This is a genomic window from Embleya scabrispora DSM 41855 (genome assembly GCF_000372745.1).
In the GTDB taxonomy this organism is placed as follows: Bacteria; Actinomycetota; Actinomycetes; order Streptomycetales; family Streptomycetaceae; genus Embleya; species Embleya scabrispora.
Window position 1 is genome coordinate 13,344 of record NZ_KB889670.1, and the last position, 23,828, is coordinate 37,171.

General features: G+C 70.0%; 25 protein-coding genes. 16 read left to right on the top strand and 9 right to left on the bottom strand.

What is annotated here, in order from left to right; translation table 11 throughout:
• The gene (locus A3IC_RS0122725; RefSeq protein WP_026218600.1) at positions 1-861 is read right to left on the bottom strand and encodes a fumarylacetoacetate hydrolase family protein; all 861 of its coding nucleotides are present in this window, start codon (positions 859-861) and stop codon (positions 1-3) included.
• 236 nt (positions 862-1,097) lie between these two features.
• Between A3IC_RS0122725 and A3IC_RS55980 the strand changes: the two genes are divergently transcribed.
• The 3 genes from A3IC_RS55980 (at position 1,098) to A3IC_RS0122740 (ending at position 3,055) form a co-directional block, all read left to right on the top strand.
• Complete coding sequence (locus A3IC_RS55980; RefSeq protein WP_040877042.1) at positions 1,098-1,820, top strand: FadR/GntR family transcriptional regulator; 723 nt, start codon at positions 1,098-1,100, stop codon at positions 1,818-1,820.
• Between the two features lie 22 nt (positions 1,821-1,842).
• Complete coding sequence (locus A3IC_RS0122735; RefSeq protein WP_020552361.1) at positions 1,843-2,154, top strand: L-rhamnose mutarotase; 312 nt, start codon at positions 1,843-1,845, stop codon at positions 2,152-2,154.
• 160 nt (positions 2,155-2,314) lie between these two features.
• Positions 2,315-3,055, top strand: coding sequence for a FadR/GntR family transcriptional regulator (locus A3IC_RS0122740; RefSeq protein WP_020552362.1), 741 nt, complete (start codon positions 2,315-2,317; stop codon positions 3,053-3,055).
• Positions 3,056-3,180: 125 nt separating this feature from the next.
• On the opposite strand, the gene A3IC_RS55990 is transcribed toward A3IC_RS0122740, so the two are convergent.
• Positions 3,181-3,954: a TetR/AcrR family transcriptional regulator gene (locus A3IC_RS55990; protein WP_106668981.1), complete on the bottom strand. Its 774-nt coding sequence runs from the start codon at positions 3,952-3,954 to the stop codon at positions 3,181-3,183.
• Between the two features lie 85 nt (positions 3,955-4,039).
• Between A3IC_RS55990 and A3IC_RS55995 the strand changes: the two genes are divergently transcribed.
• From A3IC_RS55995 to A3IC_RS56000, 11 genes are all read left to right on the top strand, one after another.
• Positions 4,040-5,527, top strand: a complete 1,488-nt coding sequence (locus tag A3IC_RS55995) for an MFS transporter (RefSeq protein ID WP_020552364.1) — start codon at positions 4,040-4,042, stop codon at positions 5,525-5,527.
• Between the two features lie 67 nt (positions 5,528-5,594).
• On the top strand, positions 5,595-6,242 hold the full coding sequence (locus A3IC_RS0122760) for an NAD(P)-dependent oxidoreductase (protein WP_020552365.1): 648 nt from the start codon (positions 5,595-5,597) through the stop codon (positions 6,240-6,242).
• Between the two features lie 352 nt (positions 6,243-6,594).
• Positions 6,595-6,948 carry a beta/gamma crystallin domain-containing protein gene (locus A3IC_RS0122765; protein ID WP_026218602.1) on the top strand — a complete coding sequence of 118 codons (354 nt, stop codon included), beginning with the start codon at positions 6,595-6,597 and terminating at the stop codon, positions 6,946-6,948.
• A gap of 221 nt (positions 6,949-7,169) precedes the next feature.
• On the top strand, positions 7,170-7,532 hold the full coding sequence (locus A3IC_RS0122770; protein WP_020552368.1) for a hypothetical protein: 363 nt from the start codon (positions 7,170-7,172) through the stop codon (positions 7,530-7,532).
• A gap of 241 nt (positions 7,533-7,773) precedes the next feature.
• A complete protein-coding gene (locus tag A3IC_RS0122780; protein ID WP_020552370.1) occupies positions 7,774-8,658 on the top strand; it encodes a HEAT repeat domain-containing protein in 885 nt (294 codons plus the stop codon).
• 260 nt (positions 8,659-8,918) lie between these two features.
• A complete protein-coding gene (locus A3IC_RS0122785) occupies positions 8,919-9,452 on the top strand; it encodes a peroxiredoxin family protein (RefSeq protein ID WP_040877044.1) in 534 nt (177 codons plus the stop codon).
• Between the two features lie 67 nt (positions 9,453-9,519).
• Entirely contained in the window at positions 9,520-9,699 is a 180-nt protein-coding gene (locus A3IC_RS68870) for a hypothetical protein (RefSeq protein WP_020552372.1), read from the top strand.
• 77 nt (positions 9,700-9,776) lie between these two features.
• Positions 9,777-10,310 (top strand): MauE/DoxX family redox-associated membrane protein, encoded by a 534-nt coding sequence (locus A3IC_RS0122795; RefSeq protein ID WP_020552373.1) that lies wholly within the window; start codon positions 9,777-9,779, stop codon positions 10,308-10,310.
• Between the two features lie 14 nt (positions 10,311-10,324).
• Positions 10,325-10,891: a TlpA family protein disulfide reductase gene (locus A3IC_RS0122800; protein ID WP_020552374.1), complete on the top strand. Its 567-nt coding sequence runs from the start codon at positions 10,325-10,327 to the stop codon at positions 10,889-10,891.
• The gene (locus A3IC_RS0122805) at positions 10,888-12,735 is read left to right on the top strand and encodes an ABC transporter ATP-binding protein (RefSeq protein WP_020552375.1); all 1,848 of its coding nucleotides are present in this window, start codon (positions 10,888-10,890) and stop codon (positions 12,733-12,735) included. Before A3IC_RS0122800 ends, A3IC_RS0122805 begins: the two co-directional genes overlap by 4 nt.
• A complete protein-coding gene (locus A3IC_RS56000) occupies positions 12,732-13,277 on the top strand; it encodes a S26 family signal peptidase (RefSeq protein ID WP_020552376.1) in 546 nt (181 codons plus the stop codon). Before A3IC_RS0122805 ends, A3IC_RS56000 begins: the two co-directional genes overlap by 4 nt.
• Positions 13,278-13,362: 85 nt before the next feature.
• Here A3IC_RS56000 and A3IC_RS0122815 read toward each other — a convergent pair whose 3' ends face one another.
• From A3IC_RS0122815 to A3IC_RS0122835, 5 genes are all read right to left on the bottom strand, one after another.
• Positions 13,363-13,785: a hypothetical protein gene (locus A3IC_RS0122815; protein WP_158696060.1), complete on the bottom strand. Its 423-nt coding sequence runs from the start codon at positions 13,783-13,785 to the stop codon at positions 13,363-13,365.
• A 332-nt stretch (positions 13,786-14,117) separates the two neighbouring features.
• A complete protein-coding gene (locus A3IC_RS0122820) occupies positions 14,118-15,263 on the bottom strand; it encodes an ABC transporter substrate-binding protein (RefSeq protein WP_020552378.1) in 1,146 nt (381 codons plus the stop codon).
• A gap of 82 nt (positions 15,264-15,345) precedes the next feature.
• Positions 15,346-16,218 carry an ABC transporter permease gene (locus A3IC_RS0122825; RefSeq protein WP_020552379.1) on the bottom strand — a complete coding sequence of 291 codons (873 nt, stop codon included), beginning with the start codon at positions 16,216-16,218 and terminating at the stop codon, positions 15,346-15,348.
• Positions 16,215-17,063 carry an ABC transporter ATP-binding protein gene (locus A3IC_RS0122830; protein WP_245599377.1) on the bottom strand — a complete coding sequence of 283 codons (849 nt, stop codon included), beginning with the start codon at positions 17,061-17,063 and terminating at the stop codon, positions 16,215-16,217. Before A3IC_RS0122830 ends, A3IC_RS0122825 begins: the two co-directional genes overlap by 4 nt.
• Before the next feature lie 379 nt (positions 17,064-17,442).
• Complete coding sequence (locus A3IC_RS0122835) at positions 17,443-17,970, bottom strand: MarR family winged helix-turn-helix transcriptional regulator (RefSeq protein WP_020552381.1); 528 nt, start codon at positions 17,968-17,970, stop codon at positions 17,443-17,445.
• Positions 17,971-18,152: 182 nt separating this feature from the next.
• On the opposite strand from A3IC_RS0122835, the gene A3IC_RS0122840 reads away from it, so the two are divergent.
• Together A3IC_RS0122840 and A3IC_RS56005 are read left to right on the top strand one after the other, a co-directional pair.
• Positions 18,153-19,466: an SgcJ/EcaC family oxidoreductase gene (locus A3IC_RS0122840; RefSeq protein WP_040877045.1), complete on the top strand. Its 1,314-nt coding sequence runs from the start codon at positions 18,153-18,155 to the stop codon at positions 19,464-19,466.
• 34 nt (positions 19,467-19,500) lie between these two features.
• Complete coding sequence (locus A3IC_RS56005) at positions 19,501-19,905, top strand: sigma-70 family RNA polymerase sigma factor (RefSeq protein WP_020552383.1); 405 nt, start codon at positions 19,501-19,503, stop codon at positions 19,903-19,905.
• Between the two features lie 74 nt (positions 19,906-19,979).
• Here the strand turns inward: A3IC_RS56005 and A3IC_RS56010 are convergent, their stop codons facing one another.
• On the bottom strand, positions 19,980-22,823 hold the full coding sequence (locus tag A3IC_RS56010; RefSeq protein ID WP_020552384.1) for a SpoIIE family protein phosphatase: 2,844 nt from the start codon (positions 22,821-22,823) through the stop codon (positions 19,980-19,982).
• A gap of 660 nt (positions 22,824-23,483) precedes the next feature.
• Positions 23,484-23,717, bottom strand: coding sequence for a hypothetical protein (locus A3IC_RS0122860; protein ID WP_020552386.1), 234 nt, complete (start codon positions 23,715-23,717; stop codon positions 23,484-23,486).
• Positions 23,718-23,828: the final 111 nt, after the last annotated feature.

The window sequence follows — 23,828 nt, forward strand, 5'->3', positions numbered from 1 at the left end:
TCAGGCCTGCCCGATGGTCTGGCGCTGGCGGCCCAACGAGGTGCCGTTGCCGGTGATCTCCAACTCGACGACGTTGCCCGCCCGCAGATAGGGAGTGCCCGGCAGGCCGAGCGCGACCCCGGCCGGGGTGCCGGTGTTGATCACGTCACCGGGCTCCAAGACCATGAACCGGCTCACGTAGCGCACGATGTGGTGGACACCGAAGATCATGTTCCTCGTGCTGCCGTGCTGTCTGGCCTCGCCATCGACCCAGAGCTTGAGATCGAGCGTCTGCGGGTCACCGACCTCGTCCGAGCTGACGAACCACGGGCCGAGCGGGTTGAACGTTTCGCAGGATTTGCCCTTGTCCCACTGGCCGCCGCGCTCCAGCTGGAACTCGCGCTCGGACACGTCGTTGCTGATCGCGTAGCCCGCGACGCACGCGGCGGCTTCCTCGTCGGTCTCCAGGTAGCGGGCCCGGGAGCCGATCACGACCGCGAGCTCGACCTCCCAGTCGGTCTTGACGCTCTCGCGCGGGATGAGCACCTCGTCGTCCGGTCCGATCACCGTGCCGGGATCCTTCATGAACAGGATCGGCTCGGCGGGCAGTTCCGCGCCGGTCTCCTCGGCATGATCGCGATAGTTGAGACCGACGCAGACGACCTTGCCCGGCCGTGCCACCGCGGCACCGATCCGACCGGGCCGGGTGAGCTGCGGGAGGTCACCGGCCGCGAGAGCGGCCCGGGCCCGAGCGATGCCGCCACCGGCGAGAAACGTCCCGTCGAGGTCGGGTGTGATCGCGGACAGGTCGTGTACACGGCCGTCCTCGCCGAGCACGGCCGGCCGTTCGGAGCCGGGTGCTCCAACGCGCAGGAATTTCACGGAAGGTCACTCCAGATCTACGCAATGGTCCTGCGTATGAGAACCAATCCTCGGACCAATCGCCGCAGATTGTCTGAGTTTGCGGCTCAAGTTGCGGTCAATTTGCTGAATTGGTTTGGCCACTGAAACGTGATGGTAGGTCCACTGTCAAGACTTGACGTCAACTCCGATCCACGGGATACCTAGGTGCAGCCGCTTCGGACGCTCCGGCGTGGTACCCGGGAAGGGGGAGATCGGTGGCCGCTGAAGCTCCGAAAACGACGGTCACCCAACGGGCTGTGGATCAGGTCCGCGCGCTGATCGCCGACGGCGCTCTACAACCGGGCGAGCGTCTGCCCACCGAACGCGAGCTGGCCGTGCAGTTCGGCCTGTCCCGCAGTTCGATGCGCGAGGCGATCCGGGCACTGACCGCGATGGGCGTCCTGGAGGCCCGACACGGCGCGGGCATATACGTGACGAGCCTGCAGCCGAGTGATCTCCTCGAAACTTTCGGCATCGTCGCCGAGATCAGTCGCGGTGACGGGCTCGCCGAACTCCTCCAGGTCCGCCGAATCCTGGAGCCGGCCGCGACCGCGCTGGCGGCGGCGCGCGCGACGGAGAAGCACCTGAAGCGAATGGCCGAACAGTTGGAGATCATGTCGGCCGGTTCGACCGTCGAGGAGATCGTCGCCGCCGACCTGGCCTTTCACCGAATCATCGCGGAGGCGGCCGGCAACGCGATGCTGGCCGCGATCATCGACGGCCTGTCCACACGCACCTTCCGAGCCCGGATCTGGCGCGGCCACAAGGACGCCGGTGTCCTGGCCGACGTCCGGCAGGAACACGAGCGCATTCATCGCGCGGTCGCCGGGCGCGACCCGCAGGCGGCTGCGGCGGCAGCAGCCGTGCACGTCGACGAGGTCGAACAGTGGCTGGTCGCCCATGCCGGCGAAGCCGACTGGCGATCCGGCAAATCCTAGGTACCACAAGGGAGTTCCAGTCATGCGCGTAACCCTGCACACCCGACTCGCAGCGGGCCGCGAGAGCGAGTACGAACAGGCCCACCGCGAGGTGCCGGACGAGTTGACCGCCGCGATCAAGGCGGCCGGCGCACACGAGTGGAGCATCTGGCGCAGTGGCCGGGACCTGTTCCACCTGATCGAATGTGACGACTACGCCGCTCTGCTCGCGGCACTGGCCGATCTGCCGGTCAATGTCGAATGGCAGGCTCGCATGGGCGAGTTGACCGAGGTGGCACACGATTACTCGGCCGAGGGCGCGCAGGCGGGCCTGCCGCTGATCTGGAGGCTGTGACCGCGCGTGCGTTCGCCGCCGCCACCGAACGTGACGCTGCCACCCTGATCGGGAAGGACGCCCTGCGCCGTGTTTCGCGCCCGCCGGGGCCGACGGCGACGAAGTCGGCTTCCACGATGCCGGCGGCCCATCCCGGTCGAGCAGGCTCTACGCTTCCGGTGTGGATCCCGGCACCGAACCCAAAACCGCTCGTGCGTCCGTCACGGACGAGACGATCGTACAGATCAAGGCCATGATCACCTCCGGTGACTTCCCGCCCGGAGGGCGGCTGCCCACCGAACGGCTTCTCGCCGGCGAGTTGGGCGTTTCCCGCAACTCGCTGCGTGAGGCGATCCGGGCACTGACCCTCGTCGGGGTGCTGGAGTCCCGGCAGGGCGACGGCACCTACGTGACCTCGCTCGCGCCGGGGCTGCTGCTCGATGCCTTCTCGATGTTCGTCGAACTGTCCGCGGACGCCACCGTCGTGGATGTGCTCGCGGTGCGTCGAGTCCTGGAGTCGGAGGCCGCCGCGCGGGCCGCGGTCCGGATCACCGCCGAGCAACTCGAGGCGCTCGAAGCCTGTTTGGTCGAGATGCGGCTCGACCCCCAACGCGGTGAGGCCGAGGTGGACGAGGTCGTCGCCGCCGATGTCCGATTCCACCGGATCATGTGCCAGGCCGCGGGCAATCCCGTGCTCGGCGCGTTGATCGAGTCGCTGAGCAGCCGGACCATACGGGCCCGGGTCTGGCGCGGCCACAAGGAGCAGGGCGTATTCGCGCGTGTGCTCGCGGAGCACGAGGCGATCCTCGCGGCGCTGACCGACCGCGATCCCACCCGCGCCGCCGCGTGCGCCGCGGCCCATGTCGCGGCCGTGGAGGCGTTCCTGCGGATCCGGACACCGGACTTTCGCGGATCGCCCTAGCAACTGCCATGTCGGATGCCGGTGAACGATTGCGGACACCGGATCCCTACGGGCGCGCTGCCGGCCTTCCGGCTGACACCGTCCGTCGTACACGGACCACATCGCGAGGGTGTCCGTCCCGGTCGTCAAGACCGGGACGGACGCCACGGCTCCGTTGTTTTCGCCGAGCGTCGGTCGTGGGTCTCGGCGTCGGTGTGGCGGGGGAGTTGGGCGAGGAGGCCGTCGATGATCACGCGGAGTTTCCACGCGGCTCTGGCGTCCTGGTCGCCGCCGGTGAGCCTCGGTGCCAGGGCTCGCAGGGTGGGGTAGTGCTCGGCGGGCAACGCCCGGAAGGTGGCGTCGAGTCGGGCGGTGAACGTCTCGGACCCGATCGGGTCGGCGCCGGAGGGGTCTGCGGGGGCCCGCCGGGGGCGCGGGTCGTCGGCGTTCTCCAGGGCGGTCGAGTAGATGTACTGGCCGAGCAGGTCGATGGCCCAGGAGCAGGCGTCGTCGTCGAGCCCGCCCGTCCGGAGCAGGTGCGCCGCCTCCTCGGTCAGGCGTAGGCCGTGCGGGCCGGGGAGGGCGTTCCGCAGGCCGACGGAGGCGATGTCGTTGTGGCCGGCCAGGGCGGCCACGATGCGCCCGACGAGCAGTTCGAGGCGGGTACGCCAGTCGCCGGCGCCCTCGTCGGGCACGACCACGTCGGCCACCGCGTGGTCGAGGACGAGCGCCATCAACTCGTGCCGATCGCGGACGTAGACGTAGAGCGAGGCTGGACCGGTTTCGAGCGCTTGGGCGACGCGCCGCAGGCTCACCGCTTCGCAGCCCAGTTCGTCGACCAGCGCCAAGGTCGCGGCCAGGACGGCGTCCAGGCCGAGCATGGATTTCGAGGGGCGTGAACGCGAGCGGGCCTGCGGCATGGCACAACCCTACCTTGACGAATGATGTTCGTTAAGTGCACCCTGCTTGACGAACAGTGTTTGTCAAGCAGGGTCGGGAGCCTCCATGACCATTTCCACTTCGACTTCGGCCGCCCGTGCGGCACCGCCGGCGGCCCATCCGCGTCGGTGGCGGATCCTGGCGGTGGTGCTGCTCGCCCAGGCCCTGGACCTGCTGGACGCGACCGTGATGAACGTGGCCGCTCCGTCGGTGAGTGCCGGGCTCGGCGGCGGGGTGACGATCATGCAGTGGCTCACCGCCGGGTACACGCTCGCCTTCGGGGTCCTGCTGATCGTCGGCGGCCGGCTGGGCGATCGTTGGGGTCGGCGGCGGCTGTTCGTTCTGGGCGCCGCCGGATTCACGGCGGCCTCCGCGGTGTGCGCGATGGCGCCTTCGCCGGCGGTGCTGGTCGCGGCCCGGGTGGCGCAGGGTGCGTTCGGCGCGTTGATGATCCCGCAGGGGTTCGGCGTCCTGAGCGCGGTGTTCGACGAACGCGAACGCGGCCGCGCCTTCGCGACGTTCGGACCGGTGATGGCGCTCGCCGGGGTCGGCGGCCCCGTCCTCGCGGGCGGCCTCATCGCCCTCGACCCGGCCGGACTCGACTGGCGGCTGATCTTCCTGATCAACCTTCCGCTCGGCGCACTGACCGTGGTCGGGGCGCTGCGGTGGATGCCGGCCGACCCGGGCGACCCGCTCGTGCGGATCGACGCGCCGGGTGCCGCGTTGGTCGCGATGGGGTCCGCGCTCGTCGTCCATCCGCTGATCCAGGGCCGGGAGGCGGGTTGGCCGTGGTGGACGTTCGCGGAGATCGCCGCCGGGATCGCGGCGTTCGCCGCCTTCGGCCGACGTCAACGCACGAGCCGCTCACCGGTCCTGGTGCCGAGCCTGCTGCGCAAACCCGCGTTCGTCGGCGGTCTCGCGGTCACGGCCGCGTTCTTCACCGGCCTGGGCGGACTGCTCCTCGTGCTCTCCCTCCACCTCCGACTCGATCTCGGCCGGTCCGCATGGGGGACCGCGCTCTCCCTGTCGCCGCTCGCCGTGGGCATCGGGCTCGCCTCACTGGTCGCCCCGTCGGCGGCCGGCCGGCTCGGCCGTTCGCTTCTGCACCTGGGGCTGGGGGTGGAGGCGCTCGGCACACTCGGCCTCGCCGCCGTGGCCGCGTCGGGATCCTGGGCCTGGGCGTTGTCGATACCCACCCTGGTCGTGGGCCTGGGCGTGGGACTGGTGTCCGGCACGCTGGTCCAGTCGATCCTGGCAGCGGCCGAACCCGCCGAGACGGGCAGCGCGTCGGGCACTCTCAACGCCCTCCAGCAACTCTCCACGGCCCTGGGCGTCGCTGTGCTCGGCACCGTGTACTTCGCCGTCCACGATCCCGGCACCCCCGACCCGGGAGCGGACGGCCTGGTCATCGGCGCACTCGTGGTCACCGCGACCTGCCTGGTCGGCGCGGCCCTCGTGCTGCTGCTGCCTCGACCCGCGCCTCGTCGGCGAAACACCGACCGGGTCGCGCCGCGGCCCGTTCCGGACGAGCCGGTATCTCGGTCACACCCGTGACACCCGACGAGTGACCCGCGTCAACCCATCAGCCCATCAGCCCATCGAACACGTGAGGACCCGCGTCATGAGCAACGTGATCGTCTTCGGAGCCAACGGCCGCACCGGACACCTCGTCGTCCGGGAAGCCCTGCGCCGGGGACACGACGTCACCGCCGCGGTGCGCGAGCCCGCCCGGTGGCGGCCCCCGACCCCGGAGGACTCGCCCGGCACGGGGGAGTCGAACGTCGTGCGGGCAGACGTGCGCGACGCCGACAGCGTGCGCTCCGCCGTCGCAGGCCACGACATCGTGGTCTCCGCGATCGGTCCCCCGGGGCGGCACGCACACCGGCTCTACTCCGACGCGGCGCGGACCCTGGTGTCCGCGATGGAAGACGCCGGCGTACCCCGGCTGATCGCGGTCACCTCGGGCGGAGTCCACCACCGCGACCCCGGCTTCCCCTGGTGGTACCGCAATCTTGTCTCTCCGCTGGTGCGGGAGTTGTACGACGACATGCGGTTGATGGAAACGATCGTCCGCCGAAGCGGCGTCGACTGGACCTTCGTCCGTCCCGCCCGGTTGCGGGACGAACCCCCGACCGGCAGCTACCGCGTCGTCGACGCGAGCAACCCCAGGGGCGGCCGTCAGGTCACCCGCACCGACCTCGCTCGCTTCATCGCCCGCGAACTCGACGAACACCGCTGGTCGCACGCGGCCCCGACCCTCGCCGAATGACCCGCGAGGTTCTCGGCTCGGCGTTTTCGAACGAGCAAGCCGAGACCGGGCGCACAGCAGCCGCAGCCGGTTGTACGGGGCGGTGCGGCTGCCGGGCCGCAGGTGTGGCCCGCCGCCCGTGGGCGCCCACGATCGGGTGAAGTTGCGGCCGAACGGCTCCGACGCCGGGCAAAACCATTACGTTGGTTTTTCCGGCTCCTCCGGGTGTACCCCTGGTGGGAGCGCCGTGAGGGGTCGGTCCGGTGGGAAGCCGGTCGTTTGCCGGTTCAACGGAACACCGTTGCGTCATGGCGCAACGCCGCCGACAGGGTCGGGCCTTGCGCCGGCCCTCGGGTGAAAAGGGGAGTCCTTCGTGATCTCGAAGAGCAAGAGGGTCGCGCGTTCCATCGCCGTGGCGGTCGCCGCGGCGGCCACGCTCAGCCTCGGCGTGCCGGGCGGCAACGCCTATGCCATCGACCACGTCCAGTGTGTCGGCGGCGAGAATTTCCTGAAGATCTGGTCGCACCTCGACGGCCGCGAGAGCGTCGACTGCTATGCGAACGGCGGGAAGACCGACTTCGGCGGCTGGTGGGTCGACCGGATCTCCACCGGCAACAACGACCTCATCTACTACGACGTCAACGGTGACTCGGTGAAGATCGAGCGCTGGCACGACATCACCTTCCCGAACCATCCGCCGAGGGTTGCCGCCATTCAGATCCTGTGACGAGCGGGAACTTCGGCAAGCACACCCGGGCGCCCCGACTCCCTCGCCTGCGCCGGCATCCGCCCGCGCGGGGTGTGTTCGGCCGAACGGGTGGGAGAGGTCCTCCAACGAGTGAGCTTCGACCGGGCGGTTGGGCGTGCTGGTTCCGTTCACGGTTCCCTGGTGCGGTGACCGGCGGTACACGGGGTGCGTGCCGGCATCCAGACGATGGGGGTCATTCGATGAGCAGGATCGCGACCGTGTTGTGTGCCCTGGCGCTGGCCGGGGTGGTTGCGGCGCCGACGGCGAACGCGGCACCGACGGAAGCCAAGACGGAAGTGCACAGCAAGTGCGGCACCTACGTGTGCGTCCACACCGCCCACATCGGCAGGTTCGTCCGGGACATCACCGTCGAGAGCAGGGACGGGCTCAAGGGGGAGATGCACACCTGGTGGGGCAACTACGACCCCGCACACCAGACCAAGGTCAGGGGTTACTGGGAGCCGAACCGGGAGCAGACCGGCTCCAACGCCAAGTTGGTGTGCGGTGAGATGCTGCGCGGCGGCAAGCGCGTCGAATACCACTGCGTCAACCTCGACCAGTGAGGGACGCCGCGTGGCACGAGCTGCGGTAGGTTGATCGGCGCGGACGCCGCATCGGCGTCGTGGCGCATCGCGGCGCCGGCCCTGCGCCGGCCGCAGGGCCGGCAGCCGTACTGCCCCACGCGGAATGTCCACCGCCGCCTTCACCTCGTTCGTCATCAACCGCTACGGCGACATGTACACCCGCCTGTACGACTTCGACATCGCCGGCTCCGACCGGGTCTTCTAGAGCGGTTGATTTCCGATGGACGTCGTACCCGAGGGGATCGACGACCTCATCCTGTCCTTCCTGAGTGGCGACGACCGGGCCGGCAGCGGCCTGGTGGCAGCGGGACCGGTGAGTCTGCGCCGCCTGATCGGCGCACTGGCGGGCCGGATCGATATGGGCCGGGCCGCCTCGGGCGCGCGAGGGGAACGCTGTGGTCGGGAGGAGTTCGAGCGCCTCGACCAGTTGGCGGGACTCCTGGCCCGTACGTTTCCCGAGGCCCTGTTCGACGCGGTGGCGTACGATCCCACTCTCGAACCGGTGGTCATGCGGATGCTGGAGAGCGTCGCGGATCCCCGCGCGGTGCCGATTCTCGAACGCGGGCTGCACCCCGGTAGCGGAGTCCGCTGGTCGGCCCTGTGCGGCCTGGCCGTGCACGGCACCGCCGATCACACACCGGCCGTTGTCGACTGCCTGGACGACGCGAGCGAATCGACGCGCTCCGAGGCGTTCGAGGTACTCGGGCGGGTGGGGGACGTCCGCGCAATCGGACCCTTGCTGCGCAGGTTGAGCGCCGACGATGGTCACACCGCAAGACGCGCCTCGCAGGCTCTGGATCGGATCGAGCGACGCATCGGCGGACCACTGACACCGCCGGTCTGGCTCGAACTGGGGCCACAGGAACTGACCACAGGGAGTGCGGCAATATTCGGCGGGCCGTGGCGCGTGATGGAGGGTCTGGTGGAGTGTGGGCAGACGGTTCGGGACGGTGAACTGTTGGTGTTCCTGGAGAACGACTACGTCTCGACCGAGCTGACGGCGCCCTGGCCCGGCACGGTCACGGACGTGCGGATCTCGGTGGGCAACGAGGTGTCCGACGACATCGTGGCCGTCGTTCTCCAGGCCCGGCGCCGCATCGGGTAGCGACCGCCGGCGCCCCTGACCGAACTGCGCGTCCGAAAGCCCCTGCGCCCTGAGCATCGAACGGAGTTCGGCTACGCCTGTCGGCGGGGACGGGGGTCGTCGGGACCTCTGTCGGGCTGTTCCGCCCGGGCCCACTGTGGGTCTCGGTCGACTATGGTGCCGACCCCGGGAATGTCAAAAGCGTCTCGCATTTTGGATAGTCACCGACAGTCCCCGCCTGCACACTGGGCCCCTGTGCAACTGCGCCAGGGGGGTCGAACTTGCCTTACGTCATTGCCGGTTTGGTGCTCGTCGGCACCGTCGTCCTGCTCAACCTCGCCCTGCTCGTCGTCATCCTGCGCCGCTGGCAGGAGCTCGAAGTCGTGCGCCGGCGCGACGACTTCGCCACCCAGGGGCCGCAACCCGGAGACGTACTACCGGACTTCACCGCCACCGGGATCAGCGGCCGGACGCTGACCCGGGAGGACTTCCGCTCCGGGGAGTTGCTGCTGGGCGTCTTCTCCCACGACTGCCCGTCCTGCGTCGACAAGGTACCCGACTTCGCCGAACAGGCCGACCGGGTACGGGAAGCGGGCGGCCGGGTCGTGGCGCTGGTGATGGGCGCCGAGGCCGGCGAGAGCGGCCTGACCGCCGAGCTCGTCGGGCCGGCGGACGAGGTCGTGCCGGAGCCCGAGGCATCACCGCTGTTCCGGGCCCTGCGCGTTCCTGCCTTCCCCACGATCCTCAGCTACCAAGGGGGCGTACTCACCGCCCCCTCCGCCGACGGCCGTCAACCGGTGCCCGCGGCGTCCTGAACCCCGGTGCGACCGCGAGGTCACACCGTGGATTACGCACAGTTCGTCCACACACAAGAGGAGAACCATGCGCACACTCAAGGCCGGTGCCGGCCGCCTGATCGAGCGGATCCTGCCCAAGGCCGACGCCGAGGCCGGCTGCCCGCCGGACTGCTGGACCGAGTGGACCACCAGCGGCCAGCGGTGCCGCCGCTGCTGTTACACGGCCCGATGCGGGGTCAGTTGCGGCAGCTTCGACTACTGCTGACAGCTACGGGGCGGGCCGCGTGCGGCCCGCCCCGTACCCGCAGGCCCCGCGCCGCGCCCACTCTCCCGGAGTCACACTTGTCAGACCTGCTGCTCGTCTGCCGCCTGACCCTGATCTGCGTGCTGGCCGTAGCCGGCTTCGCCAAGCTGCGCGACCGCGACCGGTTCGCCATGGCGCTGGGCGACTTCACCTTCCTGCCGGCCGCGGCCCGGCCCGCTCTCGCCGTCCTGGTGCCCGCGGCCGAGCTCGTTGCCGCCGTGCTCCTGGCACTGCCCGCGACGCTGACGGCGGGCCTGGCCCTCGCCGCGGTCCTGTGCGCGGCGTTCGGCGCGGTGGCCGTCACCACCATGCGCCGCGGCAGCCCCGCCGCCTGCCCGTGCTTCGGCAGCAGGACGACCGTGCCCATGGGCCCTTGGCATGTCGCCCGCAACGCCGCACTCACCGTGTTGGCCGTCCTCGGTGGCGCCGTCGCAATCGCCCACGGCACCACCACGCCCCTCGACGCGCCCGCGCTCGTGTCGGCCGTCGGCACCGCCGCCTATCTCACCACGCTCGCCGTCTTCACCGACGACATCGCCTTCTTCTTCTCCGCCCGTACCGGCCGACGCTGAAAGGACGACCACAAGTGAGCTACGTCGTTGCCGGCCTCGCCCTTCTCGCCGCGGCCACCCTCGTCAACGCCCTCCTCTCCCTCGCGGTCGTCAGAGGCTGGCGCGCGACGATGGCCGCCTCGACCCCGGCCGCCCACGCCCCGGCCCCGGCCCCGGGCCCCCCGGCCCTCGCCGTGCAAGAGGGCGAGCACAGCCCCGCGTTCACCTTGCACACCCCCCGAGGCGACGTCACCGAATCCGCCCTGACCGGGCACCCCGCCCTCATCTGCTTCCTCCGCCCCAACTGCGGGCCGACCAGGAACAGCCTCCCCGTGATCGAGCGGTGGGTCGAGGCCAACACTCCGTCAGGCGCGTGCCTCGTCGCCGTCATCAGCGGCGAGTCCCCCGAAGCCGACCCGCTGATCGAAGCGGTCGGCCCGCTCACCAAATTCGTCGCCACCGAACCCCCGAACGGTCCCGTCGCCCGCGCCTTCGGGGTACGCCACCACCCGAGCTTCGTCCTCCTCGACGCCGACGGGACCGTCACCGAGACAGGCATCGGCCAAGGCTCCCTGCCCGCCCTCGACCTGCTCTCCGCATGACCGGGGAGTCCAGGTCCCACACGTTCGCCGCCCGCACGGCCGAATTCCTGCGCGGCCTCACCGCCGTGCTCACCCTGACGATGCGGGCCTGCCCCGGGGCGCTCGCCGTGCGCGTCGCCACCGTCGTCATCGCGGGCGCTGCCCCCGTGGCCGCCTCCTGGCTGCTCAAGTACGTGGTCGACAGTCTCGCCGCGGACGACTTCCGCACCTCGGACCTCAACCGGGCCGCGGCCGGCATCGGCCTGCTCACCGTCCTCCTGGCCGCCGGCTCGGCCATTTCCTCCTACGCCGACGGCCGCATCCGCCGGGCCACCTCCACCCAGGCCCAGAGCGACCTGCTCACGGCCGTCAACCGGCTCAGCGGTCTGTCCAAGCTCGAAACGCCCGCCTTCCACAACCGCGTGCAGCTCGCCATCCAAAGCGCGCAGGGAGCCGACCGGCTCATCGGTGCGGTACTCCAAGGCGCCCAGGGAGTTCTCACCCTGGCGGGCTTCCTGGTGAGTCTCCTGCTCATCAGCCCCGCGCTGGCCGCCATCCTCGTCGCGGCAGCCATCCCGGCCCTGTTCGCCCACCTGGCCAACAGCCGCCACCGCGCGGACATGTTCTGGCGCACCAGCAACCTTGCCCGCCGTCAGATCTTCTACCGAGGACTGCTCACCGACACGCAAGCGGCGAAAGAGATCCGCCTCTACGAGCTCGGCGACTACTTCGCGCGGCGCATGCGCACCGATCTCGACAGCATCAACCGCCAGGAGGAACACCTCGACCGCCGCCTCGCCACATACGAGACGGCCCTGGCCGTGCTCGGCGCCGGCATCTCCACCGGCGCACTCGTCTGGGGTGTGCACCAGGCCGCCGCCCACGCCCTCACCGCCGGTGACGTGTCCCTTCTCGTCGCCGCCCTCGCCGGTATGCAGACGGCACTGATCAGCCTGGTGGGGTGCATTGCCCAAAGCCACCAGACAGCCCTGCTGTTCAGCCACTATCTGCATGTCACCGGGGTCCGCGACGACCTCCCCGCACCGGCGAACCCGATCGCCGCACCGCCGCTGAGCCGCGGCCTCGAACTGCGCGACGTCTGGTTCCGCTACACCGACGACGGACCGTGGATCCTGCGCGGCGTCAGCCTGACCATCCCGCACGGCACCAGCCTGGCCGTCGTCGGTCTCAACGGGGCAGGCAAGAGCACCCTGGTCAAACTGCTGTGCCGGCTCTACGACCCGCAACGAGGCAGCATCCACTGGGACGGCATCGACCTCAAGGACATCCCCGCGGACCAGCTGCGCCGACGCGTCAGCGTCGTCTTCCAGGACCCGATGGAGTACGACCTCACCGCCAAAGAGAACATCGGCCTCGGCGACCTCGGCTCCCTCGACGACCGCGAGCGCATCCACGCCGCCGCCGAGGACGCGGACATCCACACCGTCCTCACCCGCCTCCCGCAGGGCTACGACACCATGCTCAGCCGGGTGTTCTTCCCCGACGACACCGAAGCCTCCGACTCCGGCGTCCAGCTGTCCGGCGGCCAGTGGCAGCGCCTGGCCCTCGCCCGGGCCCTGATGCGCTCCGAACGCGATCTGATGATCCTCGACGAACCCGGTACCGGCCTCGACGCGGTCGCCGAACGCCACATCCACGACCGGCTCACCGCACTGCGCGAAGGCGCGACCAGCATCCTGGTCTCCCACCGTCTCAACACCGTCCGCGCCGCGGACGCCATCGTCGTCATCGCCGACGGAACCGTGCACGAGGCAGGCACCCACGAACAGCTCATGGCCGCCGACGGCGCCTATGCCGAACTCTTCACCACGCAAGCCGAAGGCTACGAGGAGATCGTCCGGTGACGGCCGCAACCCCGAGGCTCCTCGCCCTCACCGGACTCCTCGTCCTCGGCACGGCCCTGTTGTCGGCGCGCGAGCGGTTGGTGGCCGTGACCGTCCGCGGATACAGCATGTCGCCGACTCTGATGCCGGGGGACCGGGTTCTCATGCTTCGCGGCAGACGCCGGGCCGCCACCGGTCGGCTGGCCGTCGTCGTCGCACCCCACCCCGAGTACGGCTGGAACCCGCCCGCGGGCGCCACGCCCGACTCGTGGTACGTCAAACGTATCGCCGCCGTCGCCGGAGAGCCCGTACCGGACTGGGCCGGCCGATGCCCCGGGACACACGTGCCGCCGGACATGCTCGTCCTCCTGGGCGAGAGGCCGGGCTCGATGGACTCCAAACAATGGGGCTACTGCCCCGAGGACAAGCTCGTAGGAACCATCCTGCTCCGCCTGCGGGCCGCGGTCGCCGCCGGCGGGGCGAGCGCGAACCCGGATACCCGATCGTTCTCCGACACCGCGGGTCCGGACGTGCGAGCGTCGTGGCGTTCCGATGGCGTCTGACCTGGAACGCGGCCGTGCCGCCGCCCCCGGCGGGGCGGCGGCACGGCCGGTGTAGGCCCTGAACGGTTTCGGGCGTGCCGGTTCGTCAGGCGGTGGCGTACGTCCAGGAGCCGCAGCCGTGGGGCTCGGTCCACTGGTCTTCGGCGACGCACACCTTGAACCGCAGTTGGCGGCCCTCGGCGAAGTCCCAGTCGTTGAGGACCCGGGTGTTGCCGGTGACCGACGCCCTGGTGAAGCGGCCGGCGAAGTCGACATAGCCGTTGCCGTAGTTGGCCTCGATAACGATGGCGGACCCCGAGCCGCCCCACTCGTCGGTCAGCTCGAAGCGGTCGCCGTTGCTGAAGAACCGGGCGTAGCCGTCCAGTCCGCGGTTGTCGTCGCCCAGGGTCTGGGCGTAGTAGTTCATGTTCCCGCCGGCCTGCGCCGAGCCGGCGAAGGTGAGCCCTGCCGTGAGCGCCATGACGGTGCTGCCGACGGCCAAGGCGATTCTGCGGGTGGTCGAACGCACGAATGTACTCCCCGTTGGATGAAGCGAACGCTGCTCCGGAAGTATCGAACACCCTTTCGTTTCCGGGATATCCGCAGAACGCGCCGAGAATGGCCTGATCCCGCTTTGCTGTAGGCGAATTCAGGGATTCTCATCAACCCTCGGTCGCAGGTCCTCACCGACCACGGTCGTCCATCCGGTCGGAGCCCCGGCCGCGACGGATTCCGTTCCGTTCCGTCACGGAGCAGGGTCCACCGGACACCGACCCGACGTCGAGCGAGGGCAGGTTCGCATGCGGTGGCCGCGGGCGGCCGCGTTCGGTCCGGCGCCGCCCGAATGGGGGGCAGCCGCGCTCAGGGGCCGGTGTGGCCCACGGCCTCCGCGTAGAGGGACCGATCGACGAGCTTGTCCTCCGGCAGCGCGGGCGCCTCGACCACTTTGCCTTCTATGTACATCTTCTGGACCCGATCGGTCGTGCCGCCGCGGATCTCCCAGTCGACCACCTGCGCGGGCACCGACCTCAGCAGTTCGGGCTTGCTGCCCAGCGTCGTCGCCAACTCCTGGACGAAGGCCGGGTTCTGCTTGTAGTCGCCCGCGAAGTACGTGTTCACCGTGCGGATCAGCGCGCGCAGGAACGCGACGCCGGCGTCGCGGTTCTTCGCCAGGAGGTTTTGCCCGTAGAGCATTCCGCCGAGCGGCTCGCCGACCGGCTGACCGCCCAGGAAGGTGTACTCGGGCTTGCCCTCGAAGTCCTTCCAGATCGGGTCGAGCAGCCAGGCGGCGTCGATGCCACCGTTCTTGAACGCCTCGGGCACGCCCGCGCCGTCCAGTTGTTGGAAGGAGACCTCGGTGGGCTTGGTCTTGTGCTGGGCGAGCACGCTCTCGATCGGGTACATGATCACCGACGTCTTGCCCACCAGCGTGCCGAAGCGCGCGTTCTTGAGGTCCACCGCGTCCCCGGTCCTGCCGTTCTTGACCCGGGCCCAGACCCCGGTCTTGGACTCGGGAGCCACCGAGTAGTTGCCCGCGACCCACTTGATGTCGAAGCCCTGCTTGACCGCGTTGACCATGCCGGCCTCGGGTGCCGAATACAGCACGTCCACCTGGCCCTTGGCGAGCAGCGTGATCGCATCGGTGGCCGGCATCTGCTTCAGCTCGACGTCCAGGCCCTCCTTCGCGAACTCGCCCTTGGCGATCGCGGTGCGCAGCGGTCCGAGATATTCGGCCGACAACGATCCCGCCGTCACGGTGATCTTCACCCGCTGCGCGAGCGGCTTGGCGGCGGGCGAACCCGCCGCGCAGCGCGCGGGCTTGCGGGTCGGGGCCAGGTCGGCCGGATCGGTCCAGGCGTTCTCACATCCCGCGACCGCCTCGATCGTACGCTTGGGCTGCGGGGACTTGTCCCGGTCCGAACCGGAGTCGGCGGAGCCGCCGCACGCGGCGAGCAGCGTGGTACACGCCAACAATGCGGTGGTCGTCAGGAATCCGCGTCTCGCCATGATGTGCCTTTCGGGTCGGTGCGCCGAAGTGTCGTCGGACCGGCCGCGCACGAAGCGGCCCGGCCAAGGGGGTGACGTTGCGTCAGGACTGCCCGGGACCGCGGTCGCGCGGTGCCCACGGGGTGCACAGTCGACCCACGTGGCGGATCAGCTCGGAGAAGAGCACACCGACGATCGCGACCACGATGATCCCGACGAACATCGCGCGGTTGTCGAAGAGTTGGCGCGAGTTGAAGATCACGTAGCCCAGGCCCTTGTTGTCGGGCGAGGCGATTCCCTCGGAGGCGATGATGACCAGGACCGCGACGCCCGCCGAGATCCGCAGGCCCACCATGACCTGCGGCAACGACGCGGGCAGCAACACGTGCCGGAACATCTGCCAGGGACCGGCGCCGAAGACCGCCCCGGCCTCGCGGTAGCCGTCGGGCACGGCGATGACCGCGGCCATCGTGGCGATCCAGACGAAGAAGAACACCGTCACCGCGACGAGCGCGATGTGCGGCGCCTCGCCGAGGCCGAACATGGTCATGAAGATCGGCAGGAGCGCGAGCTTGGGAACCACGTACAGGGCATCCAGCGTGGGTTCGAGCGCGGCCCGGATCAGCGCGTTGGTACCCATCAGGAGGCCGACGGCGAATCCGCCCAGGGCACCGATCGCATAGCCCGGCAGGACCCGGGCCAGTGTGGCCCACACGTCCGGCCACAGCTTGCCGTCGGCGGCATCTGTCCAGCCGTCCGCGACGATGGTCGAGGGCGCGGGGTAGAGCCGGTCGTCGATCCATCCCTGGTTCGCCGCGAGTTGCCACCAGAGCAGGAGCACCACGGGAACGGCGACGGCCAGGCCGATCTCCAGGAGTCGCCGTCGCGTCCGCGCTCGGCCGGGGTCGCGCTCGGCGGCGCCCGGCTCGCGGACCAGCACTCGGATCGGCGCGTTGTCCTTCACGGTGACCGTCACGACGCGACCTCCTCCTTGTCCTTCTCCTGCTTGCCGCCCTGCTTCGGGTTCCGGTGTTGCTCCCGGTCCCGCTCCCGGTCCGTGTCCGGCTTTCGGGTGGACGCTTGCTCCACCTCCCCGCGCAACAGTTCCCACAGTTCGGCCTGCATCGCGGCGAACTCCGGTGACCTGCGCACCTCCCCGGTGCGCGGGCGGGCGAACGGCGGTACCCGCTCGGCGATCAGTCGACCCGGGCGCGCGGACATCACCAGGACGCGATCGCCCAGGACCAACGCTTCCTCCAGGCTGTGCGTCACGAACAGGACGGTGCGCCGGTCCGCCTGGCAGATTTCCAGGAGTTCGTCCTGGAGGATCGTCCGCAACTGAGCGTCCAGGGCCGCGAACGGCTCGTCCATGAGCAGGATTTCCGGCTCGACCGCGAGCGCGCGGGCGATCGATACGCGCTGCTGCATCCCGCCGGACAGGGTCGCGGGGTAGCGGTCGGCGAAGTCGGCGAGGCCGAGTCGACCCAGCCAGTCGCGCGCTCGCGCGTCCGCCTCCTTGCGTGGCACCCGGCGCAGGTCCAGGCCGAACCGGACGTTGGCCAGTACCGTCTTCCACGGGCTGATGCCGTAGTTCTGGAACACCATCGCGGCGGGGTGCGCGGTCGCCGCCGTCACCTCGACCCGGCCGGCGGTCGGCTTGACCAGGCCGGCCACGATCCGCAGGAATGTGGACTTGCCACACCCGGACGGGCCGACGATGCAGCAGAACTCTCCGGCGCCGACGTCCAGATCCAGTGGGCCGAGCGCGTGCACCCGGCTCGCGCCGCGACCGAACCGGCGCTCGATTCCCACGGCTCGGATCCCGCCGGCTTGCGCGGCCGGTTCGGGCAGCTCCTGGTCCACGTGTCTCACCCCTGAACTCCGTGCGATCCGTCGATCCGTGCGTCCAGTGCCCGTATGCGTGCGTGTTCGAGCACACCCGGTGTCCCCACCGGAGTCGATCATTCCGTTCGACCGGCGTGACGATATGACGATGCGTCAGATTTCACAATCGATCGCATCGACAAGACGACATAGATCATGAACGCGCCCACCACGTACGGCCGCACGTTCCGGTGAAGCCGGAGCGCGCACGGCCGTGCTCCGCCATGAACGTGGCGCCCCCGAGCGTCGGTTGCCCCGGAACCCGCCGACGGCGGCCCGCCCGGCACCGCCCCCGGCTTCCGCCGCGCGGGTCGCCTCAGTCCGTCGTCGGTGTCTGCGGTTGGTCGCCGAGGGAGATCAGCAGGGTGCGGAGGAGCCGCACGAATTGTTTGCGCTCGGCGGGGGCCAGGCCGGCGAGGAGGCGTTCCTCGTTCGCCAAGTGGTGTCCCACGAGGTCGTCGGTGGCGCGGATGCCCGCGTCGGTGAGGGAGATGAGGACGCGGCGCCGGTGGGCGGGGTCGACTTCGCGGTCGACGAAGCCCTTGTCGACGAGCCGGTCGATGCGGTTGGTGAGCGCCGCCGAGCTGACCATCGCGGCCGCGCTGAGCTCTCCCGCGCTGAGGGTGTACGGCGGGCCCGAGCGGTAGAGCGTCGCGAGGACGTCGAACTCCCACGGCTCGACGCCGTACTGCGCGAAGTGCTCTTTGAGGGCCCGCTCCAGCAGGCGGGACGCACGCGACACGCGGCCGATCACGGCCATCGGCGAGCAGTCGAGGTCGGGCCGGACCTGCCGCCACTGCCGGATGATCGCGTCCACGCCGTCGCCCGGTGGGGTTGCCGCCATGTGTCCTCCCTCGTGGGGCCCTGCCTCGCTCGACCGGCCGTCGAACCGACATTGCCACGAGATTAACACTTCGACATCGAAGTTTTTGACATCACGGCAGCTCAGTGTCTAATATTTCGACATCGAAGTTTTCGACCAGCGCTCAAGCGCAGCGCTCGCGCTTCCGCGAAAGGGTGATCCCCGTGAAGGTCCTTCTCATCGGCGCCTCCGGCTACATCGGCTCCGCCGTCTCCGCGCACCTGGCCGACGCCGGTCACCGTGTGGTCGCGCTGGTACGTGCCGCCGACCGCCAGGACGCCGGACACGAACAGCGCGTCGGAGACCTGGCCGACCCCGCCTCACTCACCCGCGCGGTCACCCCCGACATCGACGCCGTCGTCAACCTCGCGCCCCCGACCGGCGACGCCACGGTGGACGCCGCGGCGGTCACCGCGCTCACCGATCCGCTGCGGGGCACCGGGCGCGCGTTCGTGTACGCGAGCGGCGTATGGGTCCTCGGCGCCACCGGCCCGGCCGCCGCCGACGAGAACGCCCCGGTCAACCCGGTGCCGATCGTCGGATACCGCCCGGCAATCGAGCGCCAGGTGCTCGACACCGCCGAGGTCGGCGTGCGGGCAACGGTGATCCGCCCGGGCATCGTGCACGGAAACGGCGGCGGCATACCCGCACTGCTCGTCGACCTCGCTCGCAAGCACGGGACTCCGACGTACATCGGCAAGGAGGCCGTGCACTGGCCGATGGTGCACGTGGACGACCTGGCCGACCTGTTCGTCGCCACCGTCGAGAAGGCGCCCGCCGGCAGCCTGTGGCACGGTGTCGCCGAATCCGCGGTCCCGGTACGCGACCTCGCGGCGGCGGCGGGAGCGGCGGCCGGGGTCGACGGCGAGCCGCGGTCGTGGCCCCTGGAGGACGCCCGCGCCGAGCTCGGTGCCCCGTTCGCCGACGCGCTCGCCCTCGACCAGACCGTGAGCGGGGACGCGGCGCGCGAAAGCCTCGGCTGGCTGCCGCGGCGCGCGGGAGCGGTCGCCGACGTGCGCGAACTCTCGTACCCGCAGGTGGACACGGACGGCATCGAGGTGTTCGGTGCGGCGGACGGGCAGCAGGCCGACGTCGAGGCCATCGTCCGCTTCGTGGCCGGCGTCCAGCACGCGCAGCAGAACGAGCTCGTCGACGCGTTCATGAGCAACTTCCGCACGCAGCACCCGGTGTGGACGACCGGGCACGGCAAGCGGCTGTCCGGCTGGGACGAGATCGACGCCTTCACGCGCCGGGTGCTGCCCGGCGCGACGAAGCAGTCGACGGCCACCTACGAGGTCGTGCGGATCCTGTTCGTCCGCCCGGACATCGCTGCGGTCAACGTCCGCCAGCGGCCGGTCACCCTCGACGGGCAGCCCCTCGAGGACCAGCCGGAAGGCCGCCCGATGTACGTCCTCGCCAAGGACAACGGCCGCTGGCGGATCGCGGCCGCGCAGAACACCCAGGTCTTCTCCGGCTGACCCGCCGGTGCCCGCCCGTCGTGGCCCGACTCCGATGGCGTCCCCCCATCGGAGTCGGGTCGCCGAACCCACCACGGCCGAACTCGCCACCCTCACCGGGACCAGCGTCGAAGAGGTCGTCGAAGGGCTGACCGCGTCCGCCGGCTACACCGCCGCATCGTTGGACACCCCCGCCGGCGGCGACGACGGCCCCGGCCGTTCCTACAGCGCCCGGGCGTCGTTCGTGGACCCGGGCTTCGACATGGTCGAGAACCTGCACGTCCTCAAACCCGCCATCGCCGCTCTCCCCGAACGCGAACGCGACATCGTGTCCATGCGCTTCGGCCAGGAGATGACCCAGGCCCGGATCGGCGAACGCCTGGGCCTGTCCCAGATGCACGTCTCCCGGCTGATCAGCCGCATCCTCGGCAGACTCCGCGCCGAGCTGGTCGCCCCCTGACCCACTCGTCCCGCCTCGGACACCGCCACTCAGGTGGGATGGTGTCGATCGTCAGCTTCCGGGGGCATCGACGCTCATCCGCCGAGTGCTTGTTCGGTCCAGATGCATTTGCCGGTGAGCGTGTAGCGAGTGCCCCATCGCTGGGCCATGGCGGCGATGAGTTGGAGGCCGCGACCACCTTCGTCCGTCACGCGGGCATGTCGGATATGAGGCGTGGTCAGACTGCCGTCGGTGACCTCGCAGATGAGGGTGCGGCTGCGCAGCAGGCGCAGCTGGATCGGACCCGTCGCGTGGCGGATGACATTGCCGACGAGTTCGCTGACGATGAGTTCGGTGGCCATTTCCAGTTCCGCGTCCAGACACCAGATCCGGAACTGCTCGTGGACATGCCGCCGGGCCTGGCCCGCGGCCGTGGGGTCTTCGGGGAGAGCCCAGGCGGCGATGTCATTCGACGGGAGGGAGCGGGCGCGGGCGATGAGGAGGGCGGTGTCATCAGTGGTGCGGCGGTGTGCCGGCAGCAGGGCTGTGGTGACGGCGTCGCACAGCGGGTCGGGTTCCCCGGCCGGCCCATCGCGGTCGGCAAGAGCGGCGCTGATGGTCTCGGTGAGGTGACGCAGGCCCTCGTCGATGTTGTGGCCCGGGGTCTCCACGAGACCGTCGGTGTAGAGAACGAGGAAACTGCCGTCGGGCAGGGGGACATCGTGGACGCCGAAGGGCGGGGCGGCGATCCCGAGTGGCGGGTCGGGATCGAATGTCAGCAGGGACACGACGCCGTCGGGGCGGGCGACCACGGGCGGGAGATGGCCGGCGTTGGCATAGGTGAGGATCTGGGTGGTCGGGTCGTAGACGCCGTACAGGCAGGTGACGAAGGATTCATCCCCGAGTTCGCCGACGATGTCGTTGAGCCGGGCGAGGACGTCGTCCGGAGGCAGTTCGAGGTCGGAGAGGGTGCGCACGGCGGTGCGCAGGCGGCCCATGGTGGCGGCCTCGGGCATGCCGTGGCCCATGACGTCGCCGATGACCATGGCCACACGGTCGCCGGACAGCGGAATGATGTCGTACCAGTCGCCACCGACGTCTGCACCATGTCCGGCAGGCAGGTAGCGGGCGGCGGCGGTGACCGCGGGAAGCGCGGGCAGGACACGGGGCAGGAGGGCACGCTGGAGGTCACGCGCACGAGTCGTGGCCACGTCGTACTGGCGGGCCCGCTCCAGCGCGTGGGCAAGCAGGCCGCTGAACACGGTCAGCAGGGTGCGTTCGTCCTCGGTGAGGTGCCGCGGCTGGTCGAAGGAAACGACGACGACACCGATCTCGCGGCCCGAGACGATCAACGGAAGGAAGGCCCACGCCTTCTTCCCTTCGGCAATCGGGAAGTCCGCCGGCCCGGGATAGCGAGCGGTGAGGTCGTCGGGTGATTCGATGAACATCAGTGCGTGGGTGCGCAGAACCTCTTCCACAGGTGTGGCGGCGACGACCGGCATGCCGTGGAGGCGATCGAGGAGCGCCGGCGCGTAGCCGACGGAGCCGACGAGGTCCAGTCGGTCGTTTTCCAGGGCGAGAATGACCAGTCCGGTGGCGTGCAGAGGAGGAAGGACGCTCTCGACTACGGCGGCGGTCACGTCCCGGGTGGTAGCCGCCTCGGCGAGCGCTCGGGTCAGCCGGGCCACGAAGGCGGCGCGCTCGGCGGCGGCGCGCTCGGCAGCGGCGCCTTCCGCCTCGCGCAGGCGTCTTTCGGTGACATCCGTGATGTAGATGGTGAGTCCATCGGCGACGGGGACCAGTCGTAGGTGGCACCAGCGATCGGTACCCGGCCACGGCACCTCGAACCCGTCGGGCACCCCCGCGGTGACGGCTCGGCGGGAGCGCTCCTCCAGCCAGGGCACCTTCCGGACGATGGAGACCTCCCACAGCGACCGTCCCACCAGGTCGCGCGGTCGGCCGAACAGACGCTCGGCGGCCACGTTGACGAATCCGATCCGCCCGTCGCGGTCCACGGACAGAAAGCCGTCACTCATGTGTGCCAGGGCACGCCCCACCGACTCCAGCGCGGCATGGGTCTCCGTGGTGTACGACATGGTGCCGACCAGACGGGTCGGCTTGCTGCCTTGGCGCGAGACCGCCCGGCCGCGGAAGCGCACCCACGCATACGTCCCGTCCGAACGGCGGACCCGGTACTCGCTGTCCGCTCGGCCACGGGTCCTGAGTGCTTGTTCGACCTCTCCCACCACCCAGGGAAGGTCGTCGGGATGGACGTAGTCGTCAAAGGTCGCGAGCCGCCCGTCGAATGTGCCTCGCTCGATGCCGATGGCGTCGAGCAACCGCTCGTCGAGGACAACCTCGTTCGCCTGCACATCGAATTCGAACTTGAATTCGGTCGAGGTCTCACCGGCTCCCTGTCCAGGGGCGCGGTCCGGTGGCGTTCCCAGCAAAGCCCGGGACACGCCGTCCGGTGTGGGAGGGGCCAGGCGCAGCCGTTCCGCCGCCCACCGGGCCACCTCCTCGAGAAACGTTTGTTGCTCGGCGGAGGGCGCGCCGGCCACCGGTAGCAGCACCGACAGGACGCCGAGTGGTCCGTCCGGTCCGGACAGCGGTACGGCCGCCATCGCGGAGCGCGCCGAGACGTCCGCGGCCGGCGACGGGTGAGGTGGATCCGTCGGGTTGCGTGCCGGGCGGTTCGCGGTGGACTCGTAGGCGAATTCGCCGGTCCGGAAGGCTCGCGCCGGAGCCACCGAATCGGTGATGCGGATGTCCTCCCAGTTGCGGGTGACAGCTCGGGGCAGTCCGCCGCTCGCGACCAAGTGCAAGCCCTGAGAGGCGCTCGCGCTCAGGTGTCCCATGGCGCCGAACCCACCGAGCGCTGCGGTCGCGTGCTGCACCGCAGCAGTCAGTACGTCGGTGTCCGTCGCTTGGTCGTCCAACGCCGCAAGCAGGCACAACCTGTCGGTTCGCGCCTTCTCCGCACTGCTTCCGCGGCTCGTGCGACTGGCAAGATCCACCGTCGGCCCCGCCTTCCCGTCGGATCCGTGTACGGCTCGGTTCCCTGCGCCGATATCGCCTCTTCATTATATGTAAAAATATCACATTCAGGTTTATATATTAATTTAGAGGTATTTGTTCGTACTGCTGCTTGGCCGAAACCTTCTGAAGGAAAAGGCCGGAGCAGAGCGGTGTCGAGTGCGAACTCCTCGCCAACCGAGCGGGCGCAGGTGGGAGCGGTGGGGAAGCGGCGGCAATCCCATTGTTCTCCGGGACGGTTCCGACGAGGGTGGGTCGCTTCGATTCCAGTCGCCCCAGCGGGTGGGAACCGCCGGCGAGGGTGGTTTGGGCCGCTTCCCGGTCGCTGCTGTCGACGCCGGTGACGTGGCGCAGGTGGGCGACGGTGACCTGCCGGACCCAAGGCGACCCGCTCAGGGTTCTCGGCGGTGGTTTCCGTGGCCGGTTCCGGTGACCTCGCAGCCGGCGATGCCGCCCGGGAAGCGCCGGTCGCCGAAGCGTGTGAGCAGGCCGTTTCGCAACACTGGGGCACCGGAAGGGAGCAGGTTGTCGATCGAATCGAACCACGTCAACCCGGCGCCAGGTCACGGCCGGTGGATCGCCCGGCGCGTCGACCGTGACAATTCCTCGGCCCGAGACAAGGCTTCCGTCGTTCGTGCGCGGGCGTCGAGCATCGCGTCGAGCCTGTCGTGCAACGCGGCACCTTGGTTGTGCACAGGCTTGGGCACCGCTTCATAGGCCGAGAGGAAGTCGTTTTCGGCGCGCCGTTCCGCTTCCGCGAGGGTTACGTAGCGCTCGATGGCCATGTCGAGATCCATGGATCCAGGATGCGCCTGTATCGGAGGCGCCGCCTGCCGGATCGGGTGCGGTCACGTCCGCGGACGCCCCAGGGCGGGAGATGCCGACCGAGTACTCGATCCGGCCGAACA

Excerpts from the sequence above, each read along its gene's own strand:
- A3IC_RS0122735 (WP_020552361.1), top strand. The coding sequence starts at position 1,843 with ATGCGCGTAACCCTGCACACCCGACTCGCAGCGGGCCGCGAGAGCGAG.
- A3IC_RS55990 (WP_106668981.1), bottom strand. The coding sequence starts at position 3,954 with ATGCCGCAGGCCCGCTCGCGTTCACGCCCCTCGAAATCCATGCTCGGC.
- A3IC_RS55995 (WP_020552364.1), top strand. The coding sequence starts at position 4,040 with ATGACCATTTCCACTTCGACTTCGGCCGCCCGTGCGGCACCGCCGGCG.
- A3IC_RS0122760 (WP_020552365.1), top strand. The coding sequence starts at position 5,595 with ATGAGCAACGTGATCGTCTTCGGAGCCAACGGCCGCACCGGACACCTC.
- A3IC_RS0122770 (WP_020552368.1), top strand. The coding sequence starts at position 7,170 with ATGAGCAGGATCGCGACCGTGTTGTGTGCCCTGGCGCTGGCCGGGGTG.
- A3IC_RS0122780 (WP_020552370.1), top strand. The coding sequence starts at position 7,774 with ATGGACGTCGTACCCGAGGGGATCGACGACCTCATCCTGTCCTTCCTG.
- A3IC_RS68870 (WP_020552372.1), top strand. The coding sequence starts at position 9,520 with ATGCGCACACTCAAGGCCGGTGCCGGCCGCCTGATCGAGCGGATCCTG.
- A3IC_RS0122805 (WP_020552375.1), top strand. The coding sequence starts at position 10,888 with ATGACCGGGGAGTCCAGGTCCCACACGTTCGCCGCCCGCACGGCCGAA.
- A3IC_RS0122820 (WP_020552378.1), bottom strand. The coding sequence starts at position 15,263 with ATGGCGAGACGCGGATTCCTGACGACCACCGCATTGTTGGCGTGTACC.
- A3IC_RS0122835 (WP_020552381.1), bottom strand. The coding sequence starts at position 17,970 with ATGGCGGCAACCCCACCGGGCGACGGCGTGGACGCGATCATCCGGCAG.
- A3IC_RS56005 (WP_020552383.1), top strand. The coding sequence starts at position 19,501 with ATGGCGTCCCCCCATCGGAGTCGGGTCGCCGAACCCACCACGGCCGAA.
- A3IC_RS0122860 (WP_020552386.1), bottom strand. The coding sequence starts at position 23,717 with ATGGATCTCGACATGGCCATCGAGCGCTACGTAACCCTCGCGGAAGCG.